This window comes from Actinosynnema mirum DSM 43827, assembly GCF_000023245.1.
GTDB lineage: Bacteria > Actinomycetota > Actinomycetes > Mycobacteriales > Pseudonocardiaceae > Actinosynnema > Actinosynnema mirum.
In genome coordinates this window covers 2603991-2624608 of record NC_013093.1, presented here as the reverse complement: position 1 = coordinate 2624608, position 20618 = coordinate 2603991, and the positions used below count along the sequence as shown (strand labels likewise).

At 70.6% G+C, this 20618-nt stretch carries 20 protein-coding genes; 12 read left to right on the top strand and 8 right to left on the bottom strand.

What is annotated here, in order from left to right:
• The first annotated feature begins 404 nt into the window (after positions 1-404).
• The 3 genes from AMIR_RS11855 (at position 405) to AMIR_RS11845 (ending at position 4178) form a co-directional block, all read left to right on the top strand.
• Positions 405-2573, top strand: coding sequence for a PAS domain-containing sensor histidine kinase (locus tag AMIR_RS11855; RefSeq protein WP_015801195.1), 2169 nt, complete (start codon positions 405-407; stop codon positions 2571-2573).
• Between the two features lie 178 nt (positions 2574-2751).
• Positions 2752-3177, top strand: a complete 426-nt coding sequence (locus tag AMIR_RS11850; RefSeq protein WP_041837651.1) for a MarR family winged helix-turn-helix transcriptional regulator — start codon at positions 2752-2754, stop codon at positions 3175-3177.
• Between the two features lie 77 nt (positions 3178-3254).
• On the top strand, positions 3255-4178 hold the full coding sequence (locus AMIR_RS11845) for an NmrA/HSCARG family protein (RefSeq protein ID WP_015801193.1): 924 nt from the start codon (positions 3255-3257) through the stop codon (positions 4176-4178).
• Between the two features lie 482 nt (positions 4179-4660).
• Here the strand turns inward: AMIR_RS11845 and AMIR_RS11840 are convergent, their stop codons facing one another.
• From AMIR_RS11840 to flgN, 8 genes are all read right to left on the bottom strand, one after another.
• Entirely contained in the window at positions 4661-5041 is a 381-nt protein-coding gene (locus tag AMIR_RS11840) for a response regulator (RefSeq protein ID WP_015801192.1), read from the bottom strand.
• Positions 5038-6678 carry an ATP-binding protein gene (locus AMIR_RS11835; protein WP_015801191.1) on the bottom strand — a complete coding sequence of 547 codons (1641 nt, stop codon included), beginning with the start codon at positions 6676-6678 and terminating at the stop codon, positions 5038-5040. The genes AMIR_RS11840 and AMIR_RS11835 overlap by 4 nt, the downstream gene beginning before the upstream one ends.
• Positions 6679-6750: 72 nt before the next feature.
• Positions 6751-8442 carry a S8 family serine peptidase gene (locus AMIR_RS11830; protein WP_015801190.1) on the bottom strand — a complete coding sequence of 564 codons (1692 nt, stop codon included), beginning with the start codon at positions 8440-8442 and terminating at the stop codon, positions 6751-6753.
• A gap of 389 nt (positions 8443-8831) precedes the next feature.
• On the bottom strand, positions 8832-9059 hold the full coding sequence (locus tag AMIR_RS43190; protein WP_425358862.1) for a carbon storage regulator: 228 nt from the start codon (positions 9057-9059) through the stop codon (positions 8832-8834).
• Entirely contained in the window at positions 9046-9513 is a 468-nt protein-coding gene (fliW, locus tag AMIR_RS11820; RefSeq protein ID WP_245554607.1) for a flagellar assembly protein FliW, read from the bottom strand. The genes AMIR_RS43190 and fliW overlap by 14 nt, the downstream gene beginning before the upstream one ends.
• 41 nt (positions 9514-9554) lie before the next feature.
• Positions 9555-10433, bottom strand: coding sequence for a flagellar hook-associated protein FlgL (gene flgL, locus AMIR_RS11815; protein WP_015801187.1), 879 nt, complete (start codon positions 10431-10433; stop codon positions 9555-9557).
• A gap of 6 nt (positions 10434-10439) precedes the next feature.
• Positions 10440-11819: a flagellar hook-associated protein FlgK gene (flgK, locus tag AMIR_RS11810; RefSeq protein ID WP_015801186.1), complete on the bottom strand. Its 1380-nt coding sequence runs from the start codon at positions 11817-11819 to the stop codon at positions 10440-10442.
• A 2-nt stretch (positions 11820-11821) separates the two neighbouring features.
• Entirely contained in the window at positions 11822-12304 is a 483-nt protein-coding gene (gene flgN / locus AMIR_RS11805; RefSeq protein ID WP_015801185.1) for a flagellar export chaperone FlgN, read from the bottom strand.
• 235 nt (positions 12305-12539) lie between these two features.
• Between flgN and AMIR_RS11800 the strand changes: the two genes are divergently transcribed.
• From AMIR_RS11800 to fliF, 9 genes are all read left to right on the top strand, one after another.
• A complete protein-coding gene (locus AMIR_RS11800; RefSeq protein ID WP_015801184.1) occupies positions 12540-13424 on the top strand; it encodes a sigma-70 family RNA polymerase sigma factor in 885 nt (294 codons plus the stop codon).
• A gap of 567 nt (positions 13425-13991) precedes the next feature.
• Complete coding sequence (locus tag AMIR_RS11795) at positions 13992-15152, top strand: flagellin N-terminal helical domain-containing protein (RefSeq protein ID WP_015801183.1); 1161 nt, start codon at positions 13992-13994, stop codon at positions 15150-15152.
• Between the two features lie 142 nt (positions 15153-15294).
• The gene (fliD, locus tag AMIR_RS11790; protein ID WP_015801182.1) at positions 15295-16587 is read left to right on the top strand and encodes a flagellar filament capping protein FliD; all 1293 of its coding nucleotides are present in this window, start codon (positions 15295-15297) and stop codon (positions 16585-16587) included.
• Positions 16588-16594: 7 nt separating this feature from the next.
• Positions 16595-16993: a flagellar export chaperone FliS gene (fliS, locus tag AMIR_RS11785; RefSeq protein WP_015801181.1), complete on the top strand. Its 399-nt coding sequence runs from the start codon at positions 16595-16597 to the stop codon at positions 16991-16993.
• Positions 16990-17325 (top strand): hypothetical protein, encoded by a 336-nt coding sequence (locus AMIR_RS11780; RefSeq protein ID WP_015801180.1) that lies wholly within the window; start codon positions 16990-16992, stop codon positions 17323-17325. Before fliS ends, AMIR_RS11780 begins: the two co-directional genes overlap by 4 nt.
• A 546-nt stretch (positions 17326-17871) precedes the next feature.
• Positions 17872-18228, top strand: coding sequence for a flagellar basal body rod protein FlgB (gene flgB / locus AMIR_RS11775; protein WP_015801179.1), 357 nt, complete (start codon positions 17872-17874; stop codon positions 18226-18228).
• Between the two features lies 1 nt (position 18229).
• The gene (locus tag AMIR_RS11770; protein WP_015801178.1) at positions 18230-18628 is read left to right on the top strand and encodes a flagellar basal body rod protein FlgC; all 399 of its coding nucleotides are present in this window, start codon (positions 18230-18232) and stop codon (positions 18626-18628) included.
• Positions 18625-18942 (top strand): flagellar hook-basal body complex protein FliE, encoded by a 318-nt coding sequence (fliE, locus tag AMIR_RS11765; protein WP_015801177.1) that lies wholly within the window; start codon positions 18625-18627, stop codon positions 18940-18942. The genes AMIR_RS11770 and fliE overlap by 4 nt, the downstream gene beginning before the upstream one ends.
• Positions 18939-20618, top strand: a complete 1680-nt coding sequence (gene fliF / locus AMIR_RS11760; RefSeq protein ID WP_015801176.1) for a flagellar basal-body MS-ring/collar protein FliF — start codon at positions 18939-18941, stop codon at positions 20616-20618. Before fliE ends, fliF begins: the two co-directional genes overlap by 4 nt.

Below are 20618 nucleotides of genomic sequence, written 5' to 3'. Positions count from 1 at the left end.
CCTGGGCGGGACGCCGGGCCGCGCGGGCTCGGGGGTGAGCCCGGACGTGCGGGCTCGGGGGTGAGCCTGGCCATGCGGGCTCGGGGGGAGCTGGGACGTGCGGGCTCGGGGGGTGACCCGCGGAACGGGCGGTTCCGGCTCAGGACCGGGCCCGCCCGGTCGTTGTGCCGGGGTCGGGACAGCGCGGCGCGGCCCTCCCCGTTCGGGTGGTGGCCGCCGCCGTGCCCGGACCCAACGGCTCCGCCCCCTGTGATGTGAGTCAATCGGCTCCGGGCGTTCGGTGGCGGGTCGGGTGCGCTTGGGACCCCACGGGTGCAGGTGGGGAGCAGGCCTTAAGGCATTCACCCGATCGGCCGACGCCGTGGTGGAGCACGAGAGCAACGACGCGGCGGAAGGAGCGGAACGTGCCCGCGCACATCCTGGATCAGCTGTCCACGACGATCGTCGAGATCACCAGGCGCGACCAGCCCATCACGCGGACCCGCCGCAAGGCGCTGGACTCCCTGCGGTCGCTGCCCGGCATCAGCTCCGTCCGCTGGAGCGGCCCGCACGAGGCCGTGGCCGCCGACGGTGACGAGGTCTTCCTGCGGATGCAGCACGGCGGCGCCGTGCTGACCGGTGAGGGCGTGCACCGGGTCGAGGTGGTGCACGCCGCCGAGGCGATCGTGCGCACCCTGGACGCGGTGCTGGTGAACACCGGCGCCATCGGCGTCGAAGGCGTGCTGGACGGCGAGGAGCCGGGAGCCGCGCGGATCACGACGGACGCGGCGACGCGGATCGTGGAGTTCAGCGACGAGGCGGTCGAGCTGCTGGGGTACCGGCGCGAGGAGGCGGTCGGGAAGCTGATCGTGGACCTGCTGGTGCCCGAGCACGTGCGCGGCGCGTTCGCCGGGCTGGTCGGCGAGCTGGAGGTCGTGTCCGGCGAGGCGACCATGCCGCTGCGGTTCGACCTGCCCGCGCGGTGCGCGGACGGGACCGAGATCGACCTGGACGCGGTGGTGGAGCAGGAGCTGACCCCGGAGCGCGGGTTGGTGACCACGTGCACGCTGCGCAGGATCGACAACAGCACGTGGGGCACGCCCGAGGCCGGGGGCGGGGAGTTCCACCGGGCGCTGATGAGCCGGTCGCCGGTGCTGGTGCTGGCGCTGGCGGAGGACGGGACGATCAAGTGGGTGTCGGCGCCCGCCGAGACCGGGATCGACGCGCGAGCGCTGGCCGGCGAGCAGATGGCGTCGGCGATGCGGTTCGTGCACCCGGAGGACCGGGACGTGGTCGGCGTCGCGGTGCGGCAGGTGTGGCAGATCGGCGGGACCCGGCGCACGTTCGAGGTGCGGATGGGCGCGGCCGGGCGGGCGTGGCGGCTGATGCGGGTGACGCTGCGGAACATGCTGAGCTCGCCGTCGGTGGGCGCGGTGGTGGGGTTCGCGGTGGACGTGACCGAGCGGGGCGCCGCAGAGCGGCGGGCACGGGAGGAGGCGTTCCGGCTGCGGACGATGGTGAACGTGCTGAACGTGGGGGTGGTGCAGTTCGACGAGCGGGGGCGGGTGGACCACGCCAACGCGGCCGCGCTGTCCTGGTTGGGGATCGACCTGTCGCCCAGCGCGGTGGCGGGGACGTTGTTGCAGCAGCACTTGCGGCCCATCGGGGCCACTCGGCACCCGGTTGAGCAGATCATCAGCGAGGGGGCGGTCGACGAGGAGATCACCGGGGAGTTGGAGCTGCTCGACGGGCGGGCCGTGGAGTACAGCTACCAGCCGGTGGGGTTGGGGGACGAGCGGGTCGGCGCGTTGCTGGTGATGCAGGACGTCACGGAGCGGGTCGCGGCCCAGCGGGTTCTGGAGCTGTCGAACGAGGAGTTGACGCGGTTGGTCGCGTTGCGGACCGAGTTCGTTTCTTCGATGAGTCACGAGTTGCGGACGCCTTTGACGGTGGTGGCCTCTTCGGCCGCGCTGTTGAAGGAGGAGTCCGAGGATTCGGGTGGGGTGCACGGGCAGCTCGCGGATGCCATTGAGCGGAACGCTTCGCGGTTGTTGAGTGTTGTTGAGGATTTGGTCGACCTGGCGCGGCTTGAGGGTGGTGCGGTTACCGCGGATCACAGTCCGGCGAACATCACCGCGTTGTTGGGCGGGGTCATGCGGCGGATTGACGACAGGGCTTCGGATCGGGGGGTGCGGTTGGTCGTGTCCTCGGAGAAGGAGGCGGTGACCGTGCTCGGGGATGCCGAGCGGTTGGTGACGATGTTGGATTACGCGTTGTCGGCTGCTATTGGGATCAGCACCGAGGGTGAGTCGGTGACGGTGTCCACCGGGGTTCGGCAGGGGCGGTGGGTGCTGGACGTGCTCGATCCGCGGCCGTTGCAGGCCAGCGGGAGTCGGATGTACTCGGCGATCGCCCGGTTGGGGCGGTGGGGGCGGGCTGATCGGACTGCGGTGTCGACTGGAGTCAGCACGGTGTTGGCTCGGGCCATCGCGGAGTGGCATGGGGGGGCTATTGAGGTTTTTGGGGTTGAGGATGGGACTGTGACTCGGGTTTGGTTGCCCGTGCACGCTGAGGATTGGGATGATTTGACGTGAGGTGAGGTTGGACAGCCTCGTGTTTGGTGGTGCGACGGAAGCCCCTGGCCGGATGGCCGGGGGTTTTTGGCGTTTGGGAGGGGGTTGGAGAGAGGGTTGGAGAGGGGGTTGGACGACGGTCGGGTTAGGTGGGGCGTCGGTAGAGTGGGGCGAGCGAGCAGTGGACGAGGGGGCGGGCGTGGAGTACGGGGACAAGCTCTTCTGGCTCTCGGTTTTGATCCAGCGGAGGTATGCGCGGATCTGCGCCGAGCACGACCTGACGCCCACGCAGGCCACGTTGCTGTGCGCGATCAGGAACGAGCCTCGGCGGATGACGTACCTCGCCGCGTCGCTCGGGATGACCAAGAACGCGTTGAGCCAGCTCGTCGACCGGACCGAGCGGCGTGGGCTGGTCAGCCGGGTGGGGTCCGAGGAGGACCGGCGGGTGATCGTGCTTGGCGTGACGGCTGCGGGGAAGGTGCTGGCCGAGGCGGTGTTCTCGGAGACGGTCACGCGGTTGCCCGAGGTTGCGGGGAGCCTTGACGCGGATGGTCAGCGGGACCTTGAGCGGCTTGCCACGGCCATCGTGGAGGCGGCTGACGTTCCGGCTTCCGGCTTGTCCTGAGGTGGGGTGGGGTTCTCCCTTCTTGGCACCCCCTTGCCCGGATTAGGTTCATGGTGTGAACTAATATGGTTCACGGTATGAACCAGTTGGGGTTCGTGGCATGGGGCGACGAGGGGTGGCGGGACGACATGGTCACGCGGGAGAACGGTGCGATCGCGGTCTTCGGGGGGACCGGGCAGCAGGGTGGGGCGGTTGTCGACGCGCTGCTGGGCAGGGGGGCGCGGGTGCGGGCTCTTGTCCGTGACCCAGGGGCCGATCGGGCTCGGGCGCTGGGCGCCAGGGGGGTGGAGCTGGCGACCGTGCGGATCGACGACCCGGGATCGGTGGTCGCCGCGTTGGAGGGGGTTGGGGCGTTCTACTTCATGACCCCTGAGGCGAACAGCCTCGAGGAGGTCGAGGAGGAGGTGCGGGTGGGGGTTGGGCTGGTCGACGCGGCGGTTGCGGCTCGTGTGCCGCACGTGGTGTTCAACTCGGTGTTCGGGGCGGATCGCGAGACCGGGGTGCCGCACCACGACTCGAAGCACCGGATCGAGGAGTGGCTGAAGGGGACCGGGTTGAGGGCCACGATGGTTCGGCCGGCCGCCTTCATGGAGAACTTCGCGACCGTGATGGCGCCGAGCGTGGAGGAGGGGGTCGTTGTGCTGAGGCTGCCGTTGCCGGAGGACGTCGCACTGAAGCTGATTTCGATCAGGGACATCGGGCTGGTTGCTGCCGCGGTCCTGGTGGGTGCGGTGGATGTGCCCGGTGGGGCCGTTGAGGTTGTTGGTGACGAGTTGACGGGGGCTCAGATGGCCGCGGCGTTCGGTGCGCGTGTTGGGCTGCCGTCGCGGTACGAGGCGCTGCCGTTGAGCGTTCTGGGCAACGAGCTCGACAGGGTGATGTTCCGGCAGTTCGCCGAGGGGGGCGGGCGAGCGGCGGATTTTGCGGCGGTGCGGGCGATCGAGCCCAGCGTGTGGGGCTTGGAGGAGTGGATTCGCTCCAGTGGGTGGGGCGAGGAGTGAAGAGTTTCAGGCTGAAGGCAAGAGTTGAAGGGCTGAAGGGCAAGGGCTGAAGGGCAAGAGCGAAGAGCACGCCTCGCCGGCGGGGCAGACCTCCAAAAAAGAGGGGACACGGGCTCTGCCGGCCGGTGACCGTTGGGGTGGTGGTCCCGTTTACCACTGCGGTGGTCCGGGTCCCTCTTCTCCGTGTGGCCTCCTTTCAGGCAAGCACAGGCGTCAAGACGCCGTTGGGCACCCCGGTCTTCCGGGCGGTGCGGCGGCGTCTTGACACCTGCGCTCGGGCTTCGCCAGGCCACACGGAGAAGAGGGACGCGGGATCGGGGAGCTGCGGGCTCGCTGCGCTCGCCCCGCAGCCCGCGAAGCGATCAGCCCGCGAGTGCGGTCAACCCGCGAGGCGGTTGGGCTGCTGGGCGGTGGGCCGCGGGTGTGCGAGAGCCCCGGCCACCTGGGGTGGTCGGGGCTCTCCGGGGTCTTGGGGGCTGGGGTTAGGGGGGTGTGACCAGGGTTCTGGTCAGGGTGCGCAGGGCTGCTACTCCGAAGGGCTTCGCCATCACGGCGTCTGCCTCTGCCAGGGCTGCCGAGTCGTCGCCTGAGCCGCTGGCCACCACGAAAGCGCAGGTCGTGGCCAGGCCCATGGTGCGGAGCTTGGCTATGACCTCGCCGCCGCACAGGTCGGGCAGGCCGAGGTCCACGTAGGCGACCTTGGGGGTGAAGCCTGCCTCCACCAGGGCGAATGCTGCGGCGCCGCTGTCGGCCAGGCGGACCTCGCAGCCCAGTTTGACCAGGACCCTGCGGTAGACCTCCCGGATGTCCGGGTCGTCCTCCACCACCAGGACCGGGGCGCCCTCCAGCTCCGCGGGGGTCATCTCGGGTCGCCGGCCAGGACTTGCGCGCGGTGGCCCTCCACCGCCGCGTGGACCTTCGACATCAGCTCCGCCTCCGAGAACGGCTTCTCCACCAGGACCACACCGGGGTTCAGGGTGCCCTGGGAGGTCAGGACCGGCTGGGCGTAGCCGGACATGTACACGACCGCGACACCGGGGCGGACGAGGGTCACGCGTTCGCCCAGTTCCTTGCCGAGCATTCCGGGCATGACGACGTCGGTGAGGACGAGGTCGATGTGGCCCTGGTGGTCGTGGGCTATGCGGAGGGCGGCCATGCCGTTCGGGGCGGTGATGACGTCGTAGCCGTTGCGCTCCAGGAGTCTGCGGGTGACCTCGCGCAGCGCCACCTGGTCTTCCACCAGGAGGATGGTGCCGCCCTCGCCACCGTCTCGGAGGAGTTCGGGGCCGTCGTCCTCCTCCGGGGACTCGGCCTCCGTGACGGGGAGGAGGACCGAGGCGGTGGTGCCCAGGCCGGGCTGCGAGTAGAGCTGCACGTCGCCGCCTGCCTGCTGGACGATGCCGTAGACGGTGGCCAGGCCGAGGCCGGTGCCCTCGCCCTTGGGCTTGGTGGTGAAGAACGGCTCGAAGATGCGTTCCAGGACGTCGTCGGTGATGCCCTCGCCGGTGTCGCTGACGCGGAGGCGGACGTACTCGCCCGGCTTGAGCTGGGGGCGCTGGGCGACGGTGACCGGGTCCAGCTCGATCATGCCGGTGTCCACGGTGAGGCTGCCGCCGCCGGGCATGGCGTCGCGGGCGTTGATGACGAGGTTGAGGAGGACGTTCTCGATCTGGCCGGGGTCGGCGAAGGCCCGTTTGACCTCGTGGTCCAGTTCGATGTCCAGCACGATGTGCTCGCCTATGGTGCGGCGGAGCATGGGCTCCACGCCTGCCACCACGCAGTTGACGTTGAACGGCCTTGCGCGGACCACCTCGCGGCGGCCGAAGACCAGGAGTTGCCTGGTCAGCTGGGCGGCTCGTTCCACGGCCCTGCGGACTTGGATGAGGTCTTCCAGGACGGGGGTCCAGTGCTCGCCGTTGGACTCGGCGGCCTCGGCCAGCTCCTCCTCGACGAACGTCGTGTAGTTGAGCATGACGCCGAGGAGGTTGTTGAAGTCGTGCGCCACGCCACCCGCGAGCTGGCCCAGGCTCTCCAGGCGCTCGGCCTGGTTGCGGCGGGCCAGGGCGCGGTCGTCGATGAGGGCGCGCTTGCGCTCCTGGGCCTCCAGCTCGCTGAGGCGCTGCTCGATGTCGCGCACGGTCAGCAGGGCCATCAGCTCCCCGTCGGCGACGACGACGCAGGCGCTCACCTCCACCTGGAACGTGGCGCCGTTGCTGCGGCGGGCGTGCAGGCGGATGGTCTCCGGCATCTGGCCTGCCAGCAGCAGGCTCACGAAGTCGCCCCGCTGCCAGCGCAGGAGCTCGCGCGTGGCCTCGGGGGCGAAGTCGGTGGCGCTGCGGCCGATGACCTGGTCCTCGGAGTAGCCGAAGACCACGAGCATCCGGGAGTTGACCAGCACCACGTCACCGGTCAGGCGCACGGCCGCGGCCGGGTCCGGGGACAGGTCCACGCAGGTGCGCAGCGAGGCGAGGTCGGTCTGGACCACCGCGTTCTGGATCATGGCTGCCGCTCTCGGGGCTGGTGCGGCGGAAGCCGCGCCCCCCGGGTGGGGGCGCGGCTGCCGCTGGGGTGGTCAGAAGGTCAGCGACCAGGAGTCGAGCGTTCCGGTGGAAGCCGGGCGCAGGACGTCCAGGATGCGCAGCCGCCACGAGCCCGAGGCGGTCTCACCGGAGGCGTCGACCTTGTAGGTGGTGTTCAGGTTCGCCGCGGTGTCGTTGGCGTTCAGGTTCGCCAACCGGTACGCGCGGCCCGACGGGCCGAGCAGGTCGATCTGCATGTCGCCGCGGCTGGGGTGCTTGATCGCCACGGTGACGGACAGGGCGGACGGGGCGCTGCCCGCCAGGCCCGCGACGGTGATGGCGCTGGCCACCGACCGGCTCTGCGGGATGACCACGTCCGCCCCGTTGGTGAAGACCTTGGCCGACGGGTTGGTCGGGGTGGTGGTCACCGGCGGGGTGGTGGGCGTGGTCGTGGTGGGCGGCGGGGTGGTCGCGGCGGCCTGCTCGACGAACAGCAGGCGGTTCGGCGAGCCGGTCATCGGGTTCTTGACCGCGTTCGCCGTGGCCGAGGAGACGATCTTGGACTCGACCTGGGCCGGGGACAGCGACGGGGTGGCCGACAGCAGCAGCGCCGCGACGCCCGCGACGTGCGGGGCGGCCATCGAGGTGCCGCTGTAGCTGGCGGTGGAGGTGTCGCCGGAGGCGGTGTCGGACACGATGGACACGCCGGGCGCGAAGACGTCCACGCAGGTCCCGTAGTTGGAGAACGACGCCTTGGTGTCGGTGCGGTCGGTCGCGCCGACCACGATGGCCTCGCCGACCCTGGCGGGCGAGACGGAGCAGGCGTCCTTCGGGTTGCCCTGGGCGTCGCCGTTGCCTGCGGCCACCACGTAGGTGACGCCGGAGGCGACGGAGGCGCGGACGGCCTGGTCGATGGCGGAGTTGACGCCGCCGGACAGGCTCAGGTTCGCGACGGCGGGCTTGACCGCGTTGCGGGTGATCCAGTTGAGGCCGTTGACGACCTGCTCGCTGGTGCCCGAGCCCTGGCAGTTGAGCACGCGCACGCCGACCAGCTTGGCCTGCTTGGCCACGCCGTAGGTCGTGCCGCCGACGGTGCCCGCGACGTGCGTGCCGTGGCCGTTGCAGTCCTGGCCGTTGCGGCCGTCGCCCACGGCGTCGTAGCCGATGGTGGCCCGGCCGCCGAAGTCGGTGTGGCTGGTGCGGATGCCGGTGTCCACGACGTACGCGGTCACGTTCGCGGCGGTGTTCGGGTAGGTGTACTTGCCGTCGAGCGGCAGCGCGCGCTGGTCGAGGCGGTCCAGGCCCCAGGCGGCGCCGGTCTGGGTGCCGCTGGTGGTCACCTCGGTGACCGGCTCGACGAAGGACACGCGGGCGTCGGCGGCCAGGCGCCTGGCCTGGCGCTCGGTGCCCTCGAACGAGAAGCCCTGCAGCGCGTCGGACCAGGTGACGCGCACTCGTCCGCCGAAGCGGGTGACCAGCTTGCTGCCGACCGACCAGGACGCCTCGGGGCTGTCCTTGAGGACGACCAGGTAGCGGTTGCTGACGACCTTCGCGCCGGGGACGGGACGGATCTCGCCCTCGGCGTCGGCGGCGCCCGCCGCGCCCGCGGAGGCGAGCAGGCCCACCCCGGTGACGACGGCGATGGCGGACGCGGTGGCGCGCTTGCGCCACCTGGTGGACCGGGCGTCCATGCCCGGCGCCGGGCGGGAAGCCCGGTCGGCCCACTCCCGGTGAGATGCGCTCACGGGAACTCCTCACTCAGAGAGGTCGCACGCGCGCCTCCTGCGCCACGTGCTCTACGAGCGAGGAGTACGGAAGCGATCTCACCTACTTGAGTGAGTTACAGTCTTTTTTTCACTCCTTCGTGGGGACGCCTAAGAACGTTGCGTATCAATTGCCACGTTGGTGGTGAATCGGTTGTCCACGAACAGTCGATAGTGGACTCACCAGGTGCAGGAACGGTCGCGATTGGTTGCGCCGCAGGGTTTTCCGGTGAGAGCCGGAGCACGTCGCGGAGGCGGGAACGCGCGTCCGGGCGCGGCCCCGGATACGACGAAGGGCCGCCGTTGGGTCACGGCGGCCCCTGCTCAGCGTCGTCGTCGCTCCGGTGGAGCCACTCCTCCCGGTCGGGAGGTCAGCCCGCCCCGCCCTCCGGTGGAGGGGGTGGCGGCGAGCCCAGCAGCTGGTCCAGGTCCGGTTCCGGCGCCCCCGGCTTGAGGGCGGCCTGCTCGTTGGCGATGCGCAGCGCCCGGTACAGCTCGTCCCGGTGCACCGCCACCGAGCGGGGGGCCTGGATGCCCACCCGCACGACGTTGCCCTGGACGTCGAGCACGGTCACGGTGACGTCGTCACCGATCCGCAAGCTCTCCCCCGCCCGTCGCGTCAGCACTAGCATTCTGCGGTCTTCCTCCCGCGTTGGGGGCCGGCACGTCACGCGCCAGCGGTGCGCGCGTGGGCAGATCATCCGCCTGGACGACCTGGACCGCACGCCTGCTCCGCTGGTCCACCACGATCGGCGCCAGCAGGTTCGCCGTCGCACCGGCCGCCTTGTCACCCACGGTCACCACCAGCAGCGGCAGCAGGTTGTCCGCCTCGCGGGTGCCCAGCTGGTCCAGCGCCTCCTCGCCCACGACCGGCGCGTAGTCCGGGAAGAACGGGGCGGGCGGGACGACCAGGAACCTGAGGCCGGGGTCGTCCGCCGAGCGCAGGGCGTAGAGCAGCCCCTCCTCGTGCAGCGACACCAGCACGAAGGTCCGGTGCTGCGGGAACCCTGGAAGCGGCGTGACGAACTCGATGGTCGGCAGCTGTTCGTCCACTGTGGTGCTCGTGGTCCTCGCTCCCCTCTCCAGGACGGCGGTCATCGCAGGAAGTCCAGGAGCGAGGGCTGCACGATGCGCGCGGTCGCGGCGAGGGACGCCTCGTAGGCGACCGTCTGGGTCTGGAGCTCCACGACCGCGGCTGCCACGTCCACGTCCTCGATCTGGGACAGCCTGGCCGACAGCGTCACGACTTGGGCCTGCCCCGCGTCGTCCGCCGCCGACAGCTGACCGTATCGGGTGCCGATGCCGGTGACGGCCGTGTTGACCGTCTTGATCCCGGAATCCAACCGATCGAGATCGGCGGACAACCCGGCCGGGTTGCTCCGCATGTTGCCCGCGATCGACTCCAGGACCTTGAAGACCTGGTTGCTCCCCGTGCCGAAGGTGTCGGCGGGGACGTCGACGCGCACCTGGGTGCCGTTGGCGATGCGGCGCATGACCTGGCCGTCGTCGCCGAGGTAGCTGCCGTCGGAGGCGAAGGCCTGCCCACCCGCCGTGGTGCCGCCGAAGACCGGGCGGTCCAGGTAGGTGGTGTTGGCCAGGCCGATCATCGACGTGCGGATGGCGTCGATCTCGGCCGCGATGGCCTCGCGGGAGTCCTGGCTCTGCGCGGACTTGCCCTGGAGCACCAGGTCGCGGGCCCGCAGCAGCAGGTCGCTGGTGGAGGAGAGCGCGGTCTCGGCGGCGCCGAGGCGGGCCTGGCCGTCGACCGCGCTGCGCGAGTACGCGCCGCGCTCGGCGATCTCGGTGCGCAGCTGCATCGCCGAGACGGTGTCGGTGGGGCCGTCGGAGGGCTTGGTGAGCTGCTTGCCGCTGGAGATGGCCTCGCGCAGCTGGTCCATCTTGTTCTGGTTGCGCTGCAGGCTCGACAGGATGCCCGTCGACATGGAGCGCTCGGTCACGCGGGAGATGTTCACCGGGGACTACCTCCCGGTCCGGTTGATCAGGGTGTCCAGCATCGAGTCGACCGCGCTCATGACGCGCGCGGCGGCCTCGTAGCTGCGCTGGTAGGTCAGCATCGAGGTGAGCTCCTCGTCCAGGTTGACGCCCGCGGAGGACTGGCGGGCCGCGTCGACCTGCGCGGTGATGGAGGCCTGGGTCGCGGAGCGGCTCGCGGCGGTCTGGACCGCCATGCCGATCTTCACGACGGTCTGCCGGTAGGAGGCGTCCGGGCCGGTGGCCGAGCGGGCGAGCGCGGAGATCGCGTCGGCGTTGCTGCCGTCGAGGGCGCGGGTGGCGCTCGACGAGGTCGCGACCTGGTCGCCGCTGGTGAGGGCGACCTTGATGGTGGCGGCGGTGGTGCCGCTGAAGAAGTCGCCGCCCGCGGCGCCGGTCGGGGTGAACCCGGCCTTGTGCTGCTGGTTGACGCCGGTGGCGAGCTTGGAGGCGACCTGGTCCAGCTGGGCCAGGTAGTCGGGCATGATCGTGGTCAGGCCCTCCAGCAGCGCGCCGCCGGAGCCGCCGGTGAGGGGGGCGGCGCTGGCGTCGTCGCTCCAGCGCACGGTGGCCGGGTCGCCCGCGGCGCCGGTGAGCGTGGCCGAGCCGGTGAGGGTCAGCGAGCGGGCGGTGGAGCCGGAGACCAGGGAGACCCCGCCCAGCTGCACGTCCAGCGAGCCGTCCGCGCCGGTGGAGGTGGTGCCGCCGGTCAGCTCGACCAGGCGCAGCGCGAGCTGGTCGCGCTGGTCCAGCAGCTCGTTGGCGGGCAGGCCGTGCTGCTTGGCCTGGACGACCGCGGTGTTGAGGTCGGCGAGCCTGCGGGCGCCGGTGTTGATCTCGCTGAGGGTGCTGTCCAGGCGGCCCCTGGTGTCGTTGTACTCGCCGCCGAGGGTCTGCGCCAGGTTGTTGAGCCGGTCGGCGACCACGCCGGAGGAGACCACGAGCTGGTTGCGGACCGCGCTGTCGCCGGGGTTGTCGGCGGTGTCGGTCCACGACTTCCACATGCCGGTCAGCTGGGCCTGCAGGCCGTTGTCGCTCGGCTCGTCGAACAGTCCCTCGGTCGTGGCGAGGATTTCCTCGCGACCGTCCAGGTAGGCCTGCTTGGAGTGCTCGGTGCGTCCACGAGCCTCCAGGAAGGCGTCAGCCATGCGGGTGATGCCGGTGACCTCGACGCTGCCCGCCGTGGCGGGCGGGGTGGCGTAGAAGGCCGCGTTCGCGGTTCCCCCGACCGCGGCGGTCTCCACCCGCTGGCGCGAGTAGCCCTCGGTGCGGGCGTTCGCGATGTTCTGGCCCGCGACCTCCAGGCCGCGCCTCGCGGCCTGCATCCCGCCGAGGGCGCTGGTGATCCCCGAGAAGGTGCTGCTCATGCTCAGACCGCCTCGTCCACGAGTCGGGACATGGGCACGCCGGAGGCGGTGGAGCCGTCGGCGCGGTAGAGGCCGCTGGCCCCGCCCGCGAACCGCAGCGCCTCGTTGACCGCGCGCTGGCCCGCGGTGAGCTGCTCCTTGTTGGAGCGCGTGATGGCGTCGATCTCGGCCGCGATGGCGACGAGCCCCTTGCGGTGCTCGGTGAACACCTCCCGCCAGCTGTCCGGGACCGCGTCGGCCAGCTCGGCGAGACTCGCGCCGGGCCGCAACCCCAGTTCAGCGGCCAGCTCGTCGGTCTCGATGGTGCGCAGCAGCTCGGTGCGCTGGACCTGCTCCAGGACCAGCTCGGCCTCGCGGGTGGCAGCCCCGAGCCACCTCGTGCGACCGGCGGCGAGCACCAGGCTCTCCACCTCCAGCTTGTACAGCAGCATGGTCAGCAGCTCTCGCTGCCGCCAGAGAATCGTGGATGTCTCCGACAGGCCCATCTCTAGTCCTCGTCCCTGACCTGGTCCGTCAGCAGGTCTTGCACCCGGCAACGGCAGGGCGCTCGGGCACCTGAGGTTTTTGCCCGTGTGATCCGAAAAATCCGCAACCGATAGGCAACCGAAGCAACAACCGGGCTGCTCACCCGAGCGCCGGAATCTTCTCCCTGTCACCGGGACGACGGCTCCCGGACCACCGGGAACAGACGGCTCCCGGACGAGGACCTCGGGAGTGGACATGATGGTTCAGGAGCAGGCGACGCAGGCGGTCCAGTCGGTTCGCACCGCCGCGGAGGCCGAGGAGCTCATCGTCAAGCACCTCCCCCTGGTGGGCCACCTGGTCCGCGAGGTCCTGGCCAGGGTGCCGGTCCACGTCCGCCGCGAGGAGCTCATGTCGGCCGGGAACCTGGCGCTGGTCGCCGCGGCCAAGAGCTTCGACGACTCGCGCGGCGCCCCCTTCGCCGCCTTCGCGGTGGTCCGCGTCCGCGGCGCCCTGATGGACGAGCTGCGCGGCCAGGACTGGGCGAGCCGCTCGGTCCGCGTGAAGGCCCGCAAGATGAACGCCGTCCAGGACGAGTTCGTCTCCAAGCACGGCCGCACCCCCACCACCGCCGAGATCGCGGGCATCATGGAGGTGGAGACCCGCGAGGTCACCGCCGTCCAGGACGACGTCCAGCGCTCCGCGCTGCTGAGCCTGCAGGGCTTCACCGGCGGCGTGCTGGAGGAGGTCGTGCCCGAGCGGCAGCCCGGCCCGGAGGAGACCCTGCTCGGCCGCGAGCGCATCGGCTACCTGCACTCGGCGATCGACGCGCTGCCGGACCGCCTGCGCACCGTGGTGCGCGGCTACTTCTTCGAGGAGCGGCCGATGGCCGAGATCGCGGAGGAGCTGGGCGTGCACGAGTCCCGCGTGTCGCAGCTGCGCGCCGAGGCGATCGCGCTGCTGCGCGACGGCCTGAACTCGCAGCTGGACCCGGAGCGCCTGCCCGAGCCCGCCCGCCCCGACGGGTGCGCCGCGCGCCGCAAGGCCGCTTACTACGCGTCGGTCGCCGCGCAGGGCACCATGCGCAGCCGCCTGAGCCACACCAGCTCGCTGGGCGTCCCGGTCATCGCGAAGACCGCCTGATCCAGGCCGTCATCGCGAGGACCGGGCCCACCGGGGCTCGTGCGCTCGACCGCCAGGGCACCGGCGCCCGGCGTTGTTCCTCTTCTTTTACCTGCAGGACAGTGCTTTTCCCGTCTGCCCCCGGTCGTCGCCCGCAGTGGTGACACCCGTTGGGACGCCCTTCCGGCGCAGACGTCCACTGGGGACACTCCCGGTGTCGACGACGCCCGTTGAAGCGCTCTCTTTGGTGGCAAACGGTTCCACCGGGTGAGGACTCCCCGGTTCAGACGCCCTCCGCGCCGCGAACGCCCCCCAGGGGCCGGTTCCAGCGCGGGCGTCCCCCAGAGCCCGCCCTTCCCCTCGAAGGGCGACGCCCGCTCACGCGGGCAGCAGGAGCCCGCTCAGGCGGGTCGCAGGACCCCGTTCCACACGGGTCGAAACACGGCACCACCAGCAGGTTCAGACCCGGCAAGGCCTGATCCGAAAAGAAGTTCCACCAAAACCTCATACGGACCCAGGCCGGGCCGATTGCATGTTTGCCGGGCCACGGAAGGCCCGCAAGGGACTCGATTCACGGAGGAAATCACAATGAGTCTTCGCATCAACTCCAACATCGCGGCGATGAACGCCTACCGCAACCTCTCGGTGAACGACAAGCAGATGGCCGGCAGCCTGGAGAAGCTGTCGTCCGGCCTGCGGATCAACCGGGCGGCGGACGACGCGGCGGGTCTGTCCATCAGCCAGGGCCTCACCTCTCAGATCGGTGGCCTGAAGGTCGCTGCGCGCAACGCGCAGGACGGCGTCAACGTCGTCCAGACCGCGGACGGCGCCCTGAACGAGTCGGCTGAGATCCTGCAGCGCATGCGCGACCTCGCTGTCCAGGCCTCCAACGGTGGTTCCCAGGACACGAACGCGCGTGCCGCCGCGCAGACCGAGTTCGGCCAGCTCCAGAAGGAGCTCGACCGCATCGCCAAGACCACCTCCTTCGGTGGTCAGAAGCTGCTGGACACGGCGGGCACCGCTTACAACGGCACCTTCCAGGTCGGCGCCAACAACACCGCCGACGACCAGATCCAGGTCAACCTGGACGCCACGGTCTTCGGCAGCTCCGGCGGCACCAAGTCGAGCTACACCGTGTCGGGCGGCACGTACGACTCCGCCACCCTCGACACGAAGACGATCACCGCGACGCAGGGCGCCACGACCGCCACGGTCACGCTGGCCACGCCGGCTGACCTCGACGCCGTGGTCTCCCAGTTGAACGCTGACGCCACCTTCTCGGGCGGCTTCACCGCCAGCAAGGACGGCGGTGAGCTGAAGATCGAGTCGAAGACCAACGGCACGGGCGCGGTCACCCTCACGGGTACCTCGGGCCTGACCGGCGCCGGCACGAACGGCACCGCCGGCGCGACCGGCTTCGACTCCGCGGGCCTCGGCGTCGGTACCACCGTCAAGGTGGACACCACCGCCAACGCCCAGTCCGCGATCGACTCGATCGACAGCGCCATCAAGGGGCTGTCGACCGCGCGGGCCCAGCTCGGTGCGTACCAGAACCGGTTCGAGCACACCATCAACAACATCAACGTCCAGGTGGAGAACCTGTCCGCGTCCAAGTCGAACATCACCGACACGGACATGGCGCAGGAGATGGTCAAGTTCACCCGGTCGCAGATCCTGTCGCAGGCTGGCACCGCCATGCTCGCGCAGGCCAACCAGGCGCCGCAGAACGTTCTGCAGCTCCTGAGGTGATAGACCGGACCTCGGAGGGGACATCTCCCCGATCTGCCCCCTCCGAGGTCCGCCTCCCCTCCCCCGGACCTCCCCGGCCCGCCCCACCACCGGGAAACCGGTAGTGCCGGGCCCCCGAGCCCGAGGAAGGACCTGACTTCCCATGGCCGCTGTAGACGGACTCGTCACCGGTCTGGACACCACCTCGATCATCTCGCAGCTGATGCAGATCGAGGCGGCGCCCAAGACCCGGTTGCAGAGCCAGGTCAGCGCGCAGCAGCGGGTGCAGACCGCCTACCAGGCGCTCAACGCCCGGATGCTCGCGGTCAAGGGCGCCGCGGAGGCGCTCAACGGCGACTCCACGTGGCAGGCCCTCAAGGCCTCCAGCTCCAGCGACGCCGCGGTGGCCACGGCCACCGGCAACTCGGCGGTCGCGGGCAGCATCACCTTCAGCATCACCTCGCTGGCCAAGGCGCACGTCGCCACGGCGCAGGTCCCCGAGTCCGGCGGCGCGACCAAGGGCTCCGGCCTGGAGGTCACCGTCGGCGGCAAGACCACGCACGTGGACGTCACCGACGACACGGCGGCGGGCGTCGCCGAGGCGGTCAACAAGGCCGGGCTCGGCGTCCGGGCCACGGTCATCACGACCACGACCGGTCAGCGGGTGCAGTTCTCCTCCGCCAAGACGGGCGCCGAGCAGGCGTTCACCGTCGCGGGCATGGCCAACGACCCGACCGTGCTGTCCCAGGGCAGCGACGCGACGATCACCGTCGGCGACCCGGCCACCACGGGCTACAAGCTGACCAGCGCGGACAACAACTTCACGTCGGTGCTGCCGGGCGTGACCGTGCGGGCGACGAAGGTGCAGAACGACGTCACCGTCACCAGCACCGTGGACAGCTCCGGCATCGGCGACAAGGTCGCCGCGCTGGTGAACGCGGTCAACGCCGCCATCAGCACGGCCAAGGGCTACGACACGTACGACGCGGCCAGCAAGACGGCGGGTCCCCTGAACGGGGACACCCTCGCGCGCGGCCTCCGCAGCAGCCTGCTGACCACGGTCTCCGGCGGCGGCACCTCCTTCGGCACGATGAGCGCCTTCGGCGTCGCGCTCGGCACCAACGGGCAGCTGACCTTCGACAAGGCCAAGTTCGTCGCGGCCTTCGAGGCCGACCCGGAGAAGGTGCGCACGGCGGTCACCGACGGGCTGGTCAAGCCGTACAAGAAGATCGGCGAGGACGCGTCCAACTCGACCACCGGGTCGCTGACGGTCGCCGTGCAGGGCGGGGACACCACCCTGCGCAGGCTGAACACGGCGATCTCCGAGTGGGACACCAAGCTGGCGTCCAAGAAGGTCTCGCTGCAGAAGTACTACTCCACGCTGGAAACGTCCATGAGCAAGTTGAACCAGCAGGCTTCCTGGCTCTCGGGCCAGTTGGCTGGCCTGTCGAGCTGAGGGTGAGATGCGGAACACGTCCCTGCGGGACAGGTACCTGGACGACTCGGTGAGCACCGCTTCACCAGGGCACCTGCTCGTCATGCTGTACGACCGGTTGTGCCTGGACCTCGGGCGCGGCGCCACCGCGATGCGGGCGGGCGACCGGGCAGGCGCCTCCGAGCTGGTCGTGCACGCGCAGGACATCCTGCTCGAACTGCGCGGCTCGCTGCAGCAGGGGGTGTGGGAGGGCAGCGGTCAGCTGTCCGACCTGTACAGCTTCCTGGTCTCCGAGCTGATCCGGGCCAACACCGGCCAGGACGTCGAGAAGGTCGAGGCGTGCCTCGCGGTGGTCGAACCGCTGAGGGACGCCTGGCGCGAGGCGGTGCACGGCATCCCCGCCCCGGACGCGGCGCGCGCCGGATGACCGGGCGCGACCCCTCCGGCTGGCTCGTCGCATGGAGCGCGGCGCTGGACCGGCTGGAGGAGGACGTCGCGGAGGCGGAGGCGCTGCTGAGGGACGAGCGCAGGATGCGCGAGCTCCCCCTGGCGACCCCGTGGAGCCCCCCGGAGGGGCTGGGGCCGCTGCCGATCGAGCTGAGGCCCAGGGCCGACGAGGTCCTGAACCGGCAGCTGGTGGTGGCCTCGAAGATGGCCCGCGCGCTGAGCGGGACCGCCCGCCACGCCGCGGTGCTGGACCGGGTCGAGAGCGGCAGCATGGGCGCCCCCCGACCGGCGTACGTGGACTGCGCGCTGTGAGCCCCGCGACCGGGTGACACCGGGAGCGGACCGGCGCGGTGAGACGGTGGAAGAGACGAAGACTTCGCTACGGCGGCACCCCGGCCGCCTGTGCGAAAACCCTGCGCGGGAGCGGAGCCGTCCTGCGACCGCGCAGACCCGATAAGCCCCCGTCAGTGGCCTCCTCGCCCGCTGACGGGGGCTTTCGGCCGTTCCGGGGGCCTTCCGGGCGTCCCAGGGCGTCGGAGCGGTTTTCGGTCGTCAGCGGGCTTTTCAGGGGCCCTTTTTGCGCAACCGAAGAGCACCTCCCCCGCGATCGCGCGGCAACCGCGCCCCGGTTGACTTGTCCTCGACGGCTTCCGGGAAATCGCCCGTCAGGTGCTTTCCACCCGGCACGTTCACCCGTTCGAATTAATACCTGTGAACGCGCTGTGACCTGCGGAATTTCTCCCGGAAAAGTTCACGGTCGGCTCTCACCCGCCGATCACAGCAACTAGAGCACGGATTGCTCGCTTCTCCACCGCCACGGATCGGCACCCTCCAGCTACGGCATAGGGAGCACGAGCCGTGTTCGACGACCTCGCGACGACGAGCGTGCGTGCCGCGTTGACCGGTCTGGCGATGCGCCAGCGAGTGTCCGCGAACAACATCGCCAACGTCCAGACGCCAGGGTTCATCGCCAGCAAGGTCAACTTCGAGGAGTCGCTGGGCGAGGCGGTGCGGTCCGGTGAGGGCTCCACCGCGGTCCGCGGGACCAGGCCGGTCATCAGCGACAGCGTCAACGCCGCCCGCCAGGACGGCAACAACGTCAACATCGACGAGGAGACGGTCTCCGCCACGGACACCAACCTCCGCTACCAGCTGATGCTCCGGGCGCTGGACAACAAGTACAGCGGCTTCTCGGCCGTCCTGAAGGCGGTCTGAGATGGCCCTCTTCGACAGCATCGGCATCGCCGAGACCGGGGTCTCGGTGCACCGCAAGTGGCTGGACGCGGTCGCGGACAACATCGCGAACGTCAACAACGCCACCTCCACCGCCGGTCCCGCGTTCCAGGCCCGCTACGTCGTGGCCCGCTCGCGGGGCGAGGACGGCGGGGTGACCGTGGGCGGCGTGCTCTCCGGCGACGCCGAGGGCAAGATCGTCTACGAGCCCACGAACCCGCTGGCCGACGCCAACGGCAACGTCCGCTACCCGGACATCGACCTGGGCGAGCAGATGGGCCAGCTGATCATGGCCCAGCGCGGCTACCAGGCGAACCTCGCGGTGGTCGACCGGGCCAAGACGGCCTACGAGGCGGCGCTGCAGCTGGGTCGTGGCGCGTGACCGCCCCGATCGCCGCGATCGGCGGCTCCCCCACTCCCCCCGCGGTCGTCGCGCCCATCGCGGCGACCGGAGCGGACTCGGCGACGGCTGCCGGCTCCGCGAGCGGGTCGCTGTTCTCCGGGGTGCTCGACGGCATCCAGCAGGCGCAGGCCAAGTCGGACTCGCTGGCCGTGCAGGCCGCCACCGGGACGCTGGGCGACGTCCACGACTACCTGGCGGCCAGCACTGAGGCCGGCCTGCGGGTGCAGATGACCGTCGCGATCCGCAACAAGGCCGTCGAGGCCTTCAACGAGATCATGAGGTTGCAGGCATGAACCTGGACCGGATCAAGGCGAGCGCCCAGGGCGTGCTCTCCGGTTTCAAGGCGTTCACGGCGGGCCAGAAGCTCGTGGCGGGGGCGACGGTGCTGGCCGTGGTCGGCGCCATCGCGTTCTACTTCCTCTGGGCCTCCAAGCCGACGTACGCCCCCCTCTACACGAGCCTGGCCTCGAAGGACGCCAGCGCGATCGTCGACCAGCTCACGGCCGCCGGGGTGACCTACGAGCTGACCGACGGCGGTCAGACGATCATGGTGCCGCAGGACCAGGTGTACCCGATGCGGTTGAAGATGAGCGCGGCGAACCTGCCGTCGCAGTCGGACACCGGCTACGCGCTGCTGGACCAGCAGGGCGTCACCACCTCGGAGTTCATGCAGCAGGTCGGCTACCAGCGCGCCATGGAGGGCGAGCTGGGCAGCACGATCAAGGCGATCGACGGGGTGACCTCGGCGAGCGTGCACCTGGCGATCCCGCAGAAGGACGTCTTCTCGGACAGCGACTCGAAGCCGACGGCGGCCGTGCTGGTGGGGACCGGCGCGGGCAAGTCGCTGTCGCAGGCCCAGGTGCAGACCATCACGCACCTGGTGTCCTCCAGCGTCGAGGGCATGAGCGCGGACGGCGTGACCGTGGCGGGCACCGACGGCAAGGTGCTGTCCACCGGCGGCGCGGACGGCGCGTCGGCCTCGGCGAACGGGGACCGGGACGACCAGACCAAGGCGTTCGAGCAGCGGCTGAGCACCTCGCTGCAGCAGATGCTCTCGCAGGTCGTCGGCCAGGACCACGCGGTGGTGCAGGTGACCGCCGACCTGGACTACGACCAGACCGAGACCAAGAGCCAGACCTACACCAGCGGTGACGGCACCGCTCCGCTGTCCGAGTCGTCCACGACGGAGAGCTACACCGGCGACGGCGGGCAGAACGCGGCGGGCGGGGTGCTCGGCTCCACGAACGGCACCCTGAACGGGCTGGAGGGCAACACCACCAACGGCACCGGCGGCTCCGGCAACGGCACCTACAACCAGGAGAAGTCGACCAGGAACAACGCGGTGAACTCGGTCATCGAGACCCGCCAGTCGGCCCCCGGCAAGGTGCGCAAGCTGGGCGTGGCGGTGCTGCTGGACCAGAAGACGGCGGGCGCCGTGGACATGGCCGAGGTGGAGAGGATCGCCTCCTCGGCCGTGGCCCTGGACACCGCGCGCGGGGACACGCTGGCCGTCAGCTCCATGCCGTTCGACACCAGCGCCGCGCAGCAGGGCGAGGCCGCGGTCGCCGCCCAGCAGGCGCAGGCGCAGCAGGACGAGCTGATGGGCATGGTCAAGACGGGCGTCGCGGGCCTCGGCGTGCTGGCGCTGCTGATCATGACCATGATCGCCACCCGGCGCAGGCGCAAGCGCGCCGCCGCGGCGGCCGAGGCGGAGCTGGCCAAGCTCGACGAGCTCAAGGCCCAGCTGGAGCGCACCAGGACCAGCGAGATCGAGGCGGCCATCGCCGAGAAGCAGGCGCTGGTCGCGGGCAACGACTTCCCGCAGCTGAGCGGCCCCAAGCGGGCCGAGGTCGACCCGCTGGTGGTCGCCGAGCAGGAGAAGCGGATGGGCGAGATCCAGTCGCTCGTCGACGAACAGCCCGAGGAAGTCGCGCGACTGCTGCGCGGCTGGCTCGCCGTGAAGGGATGA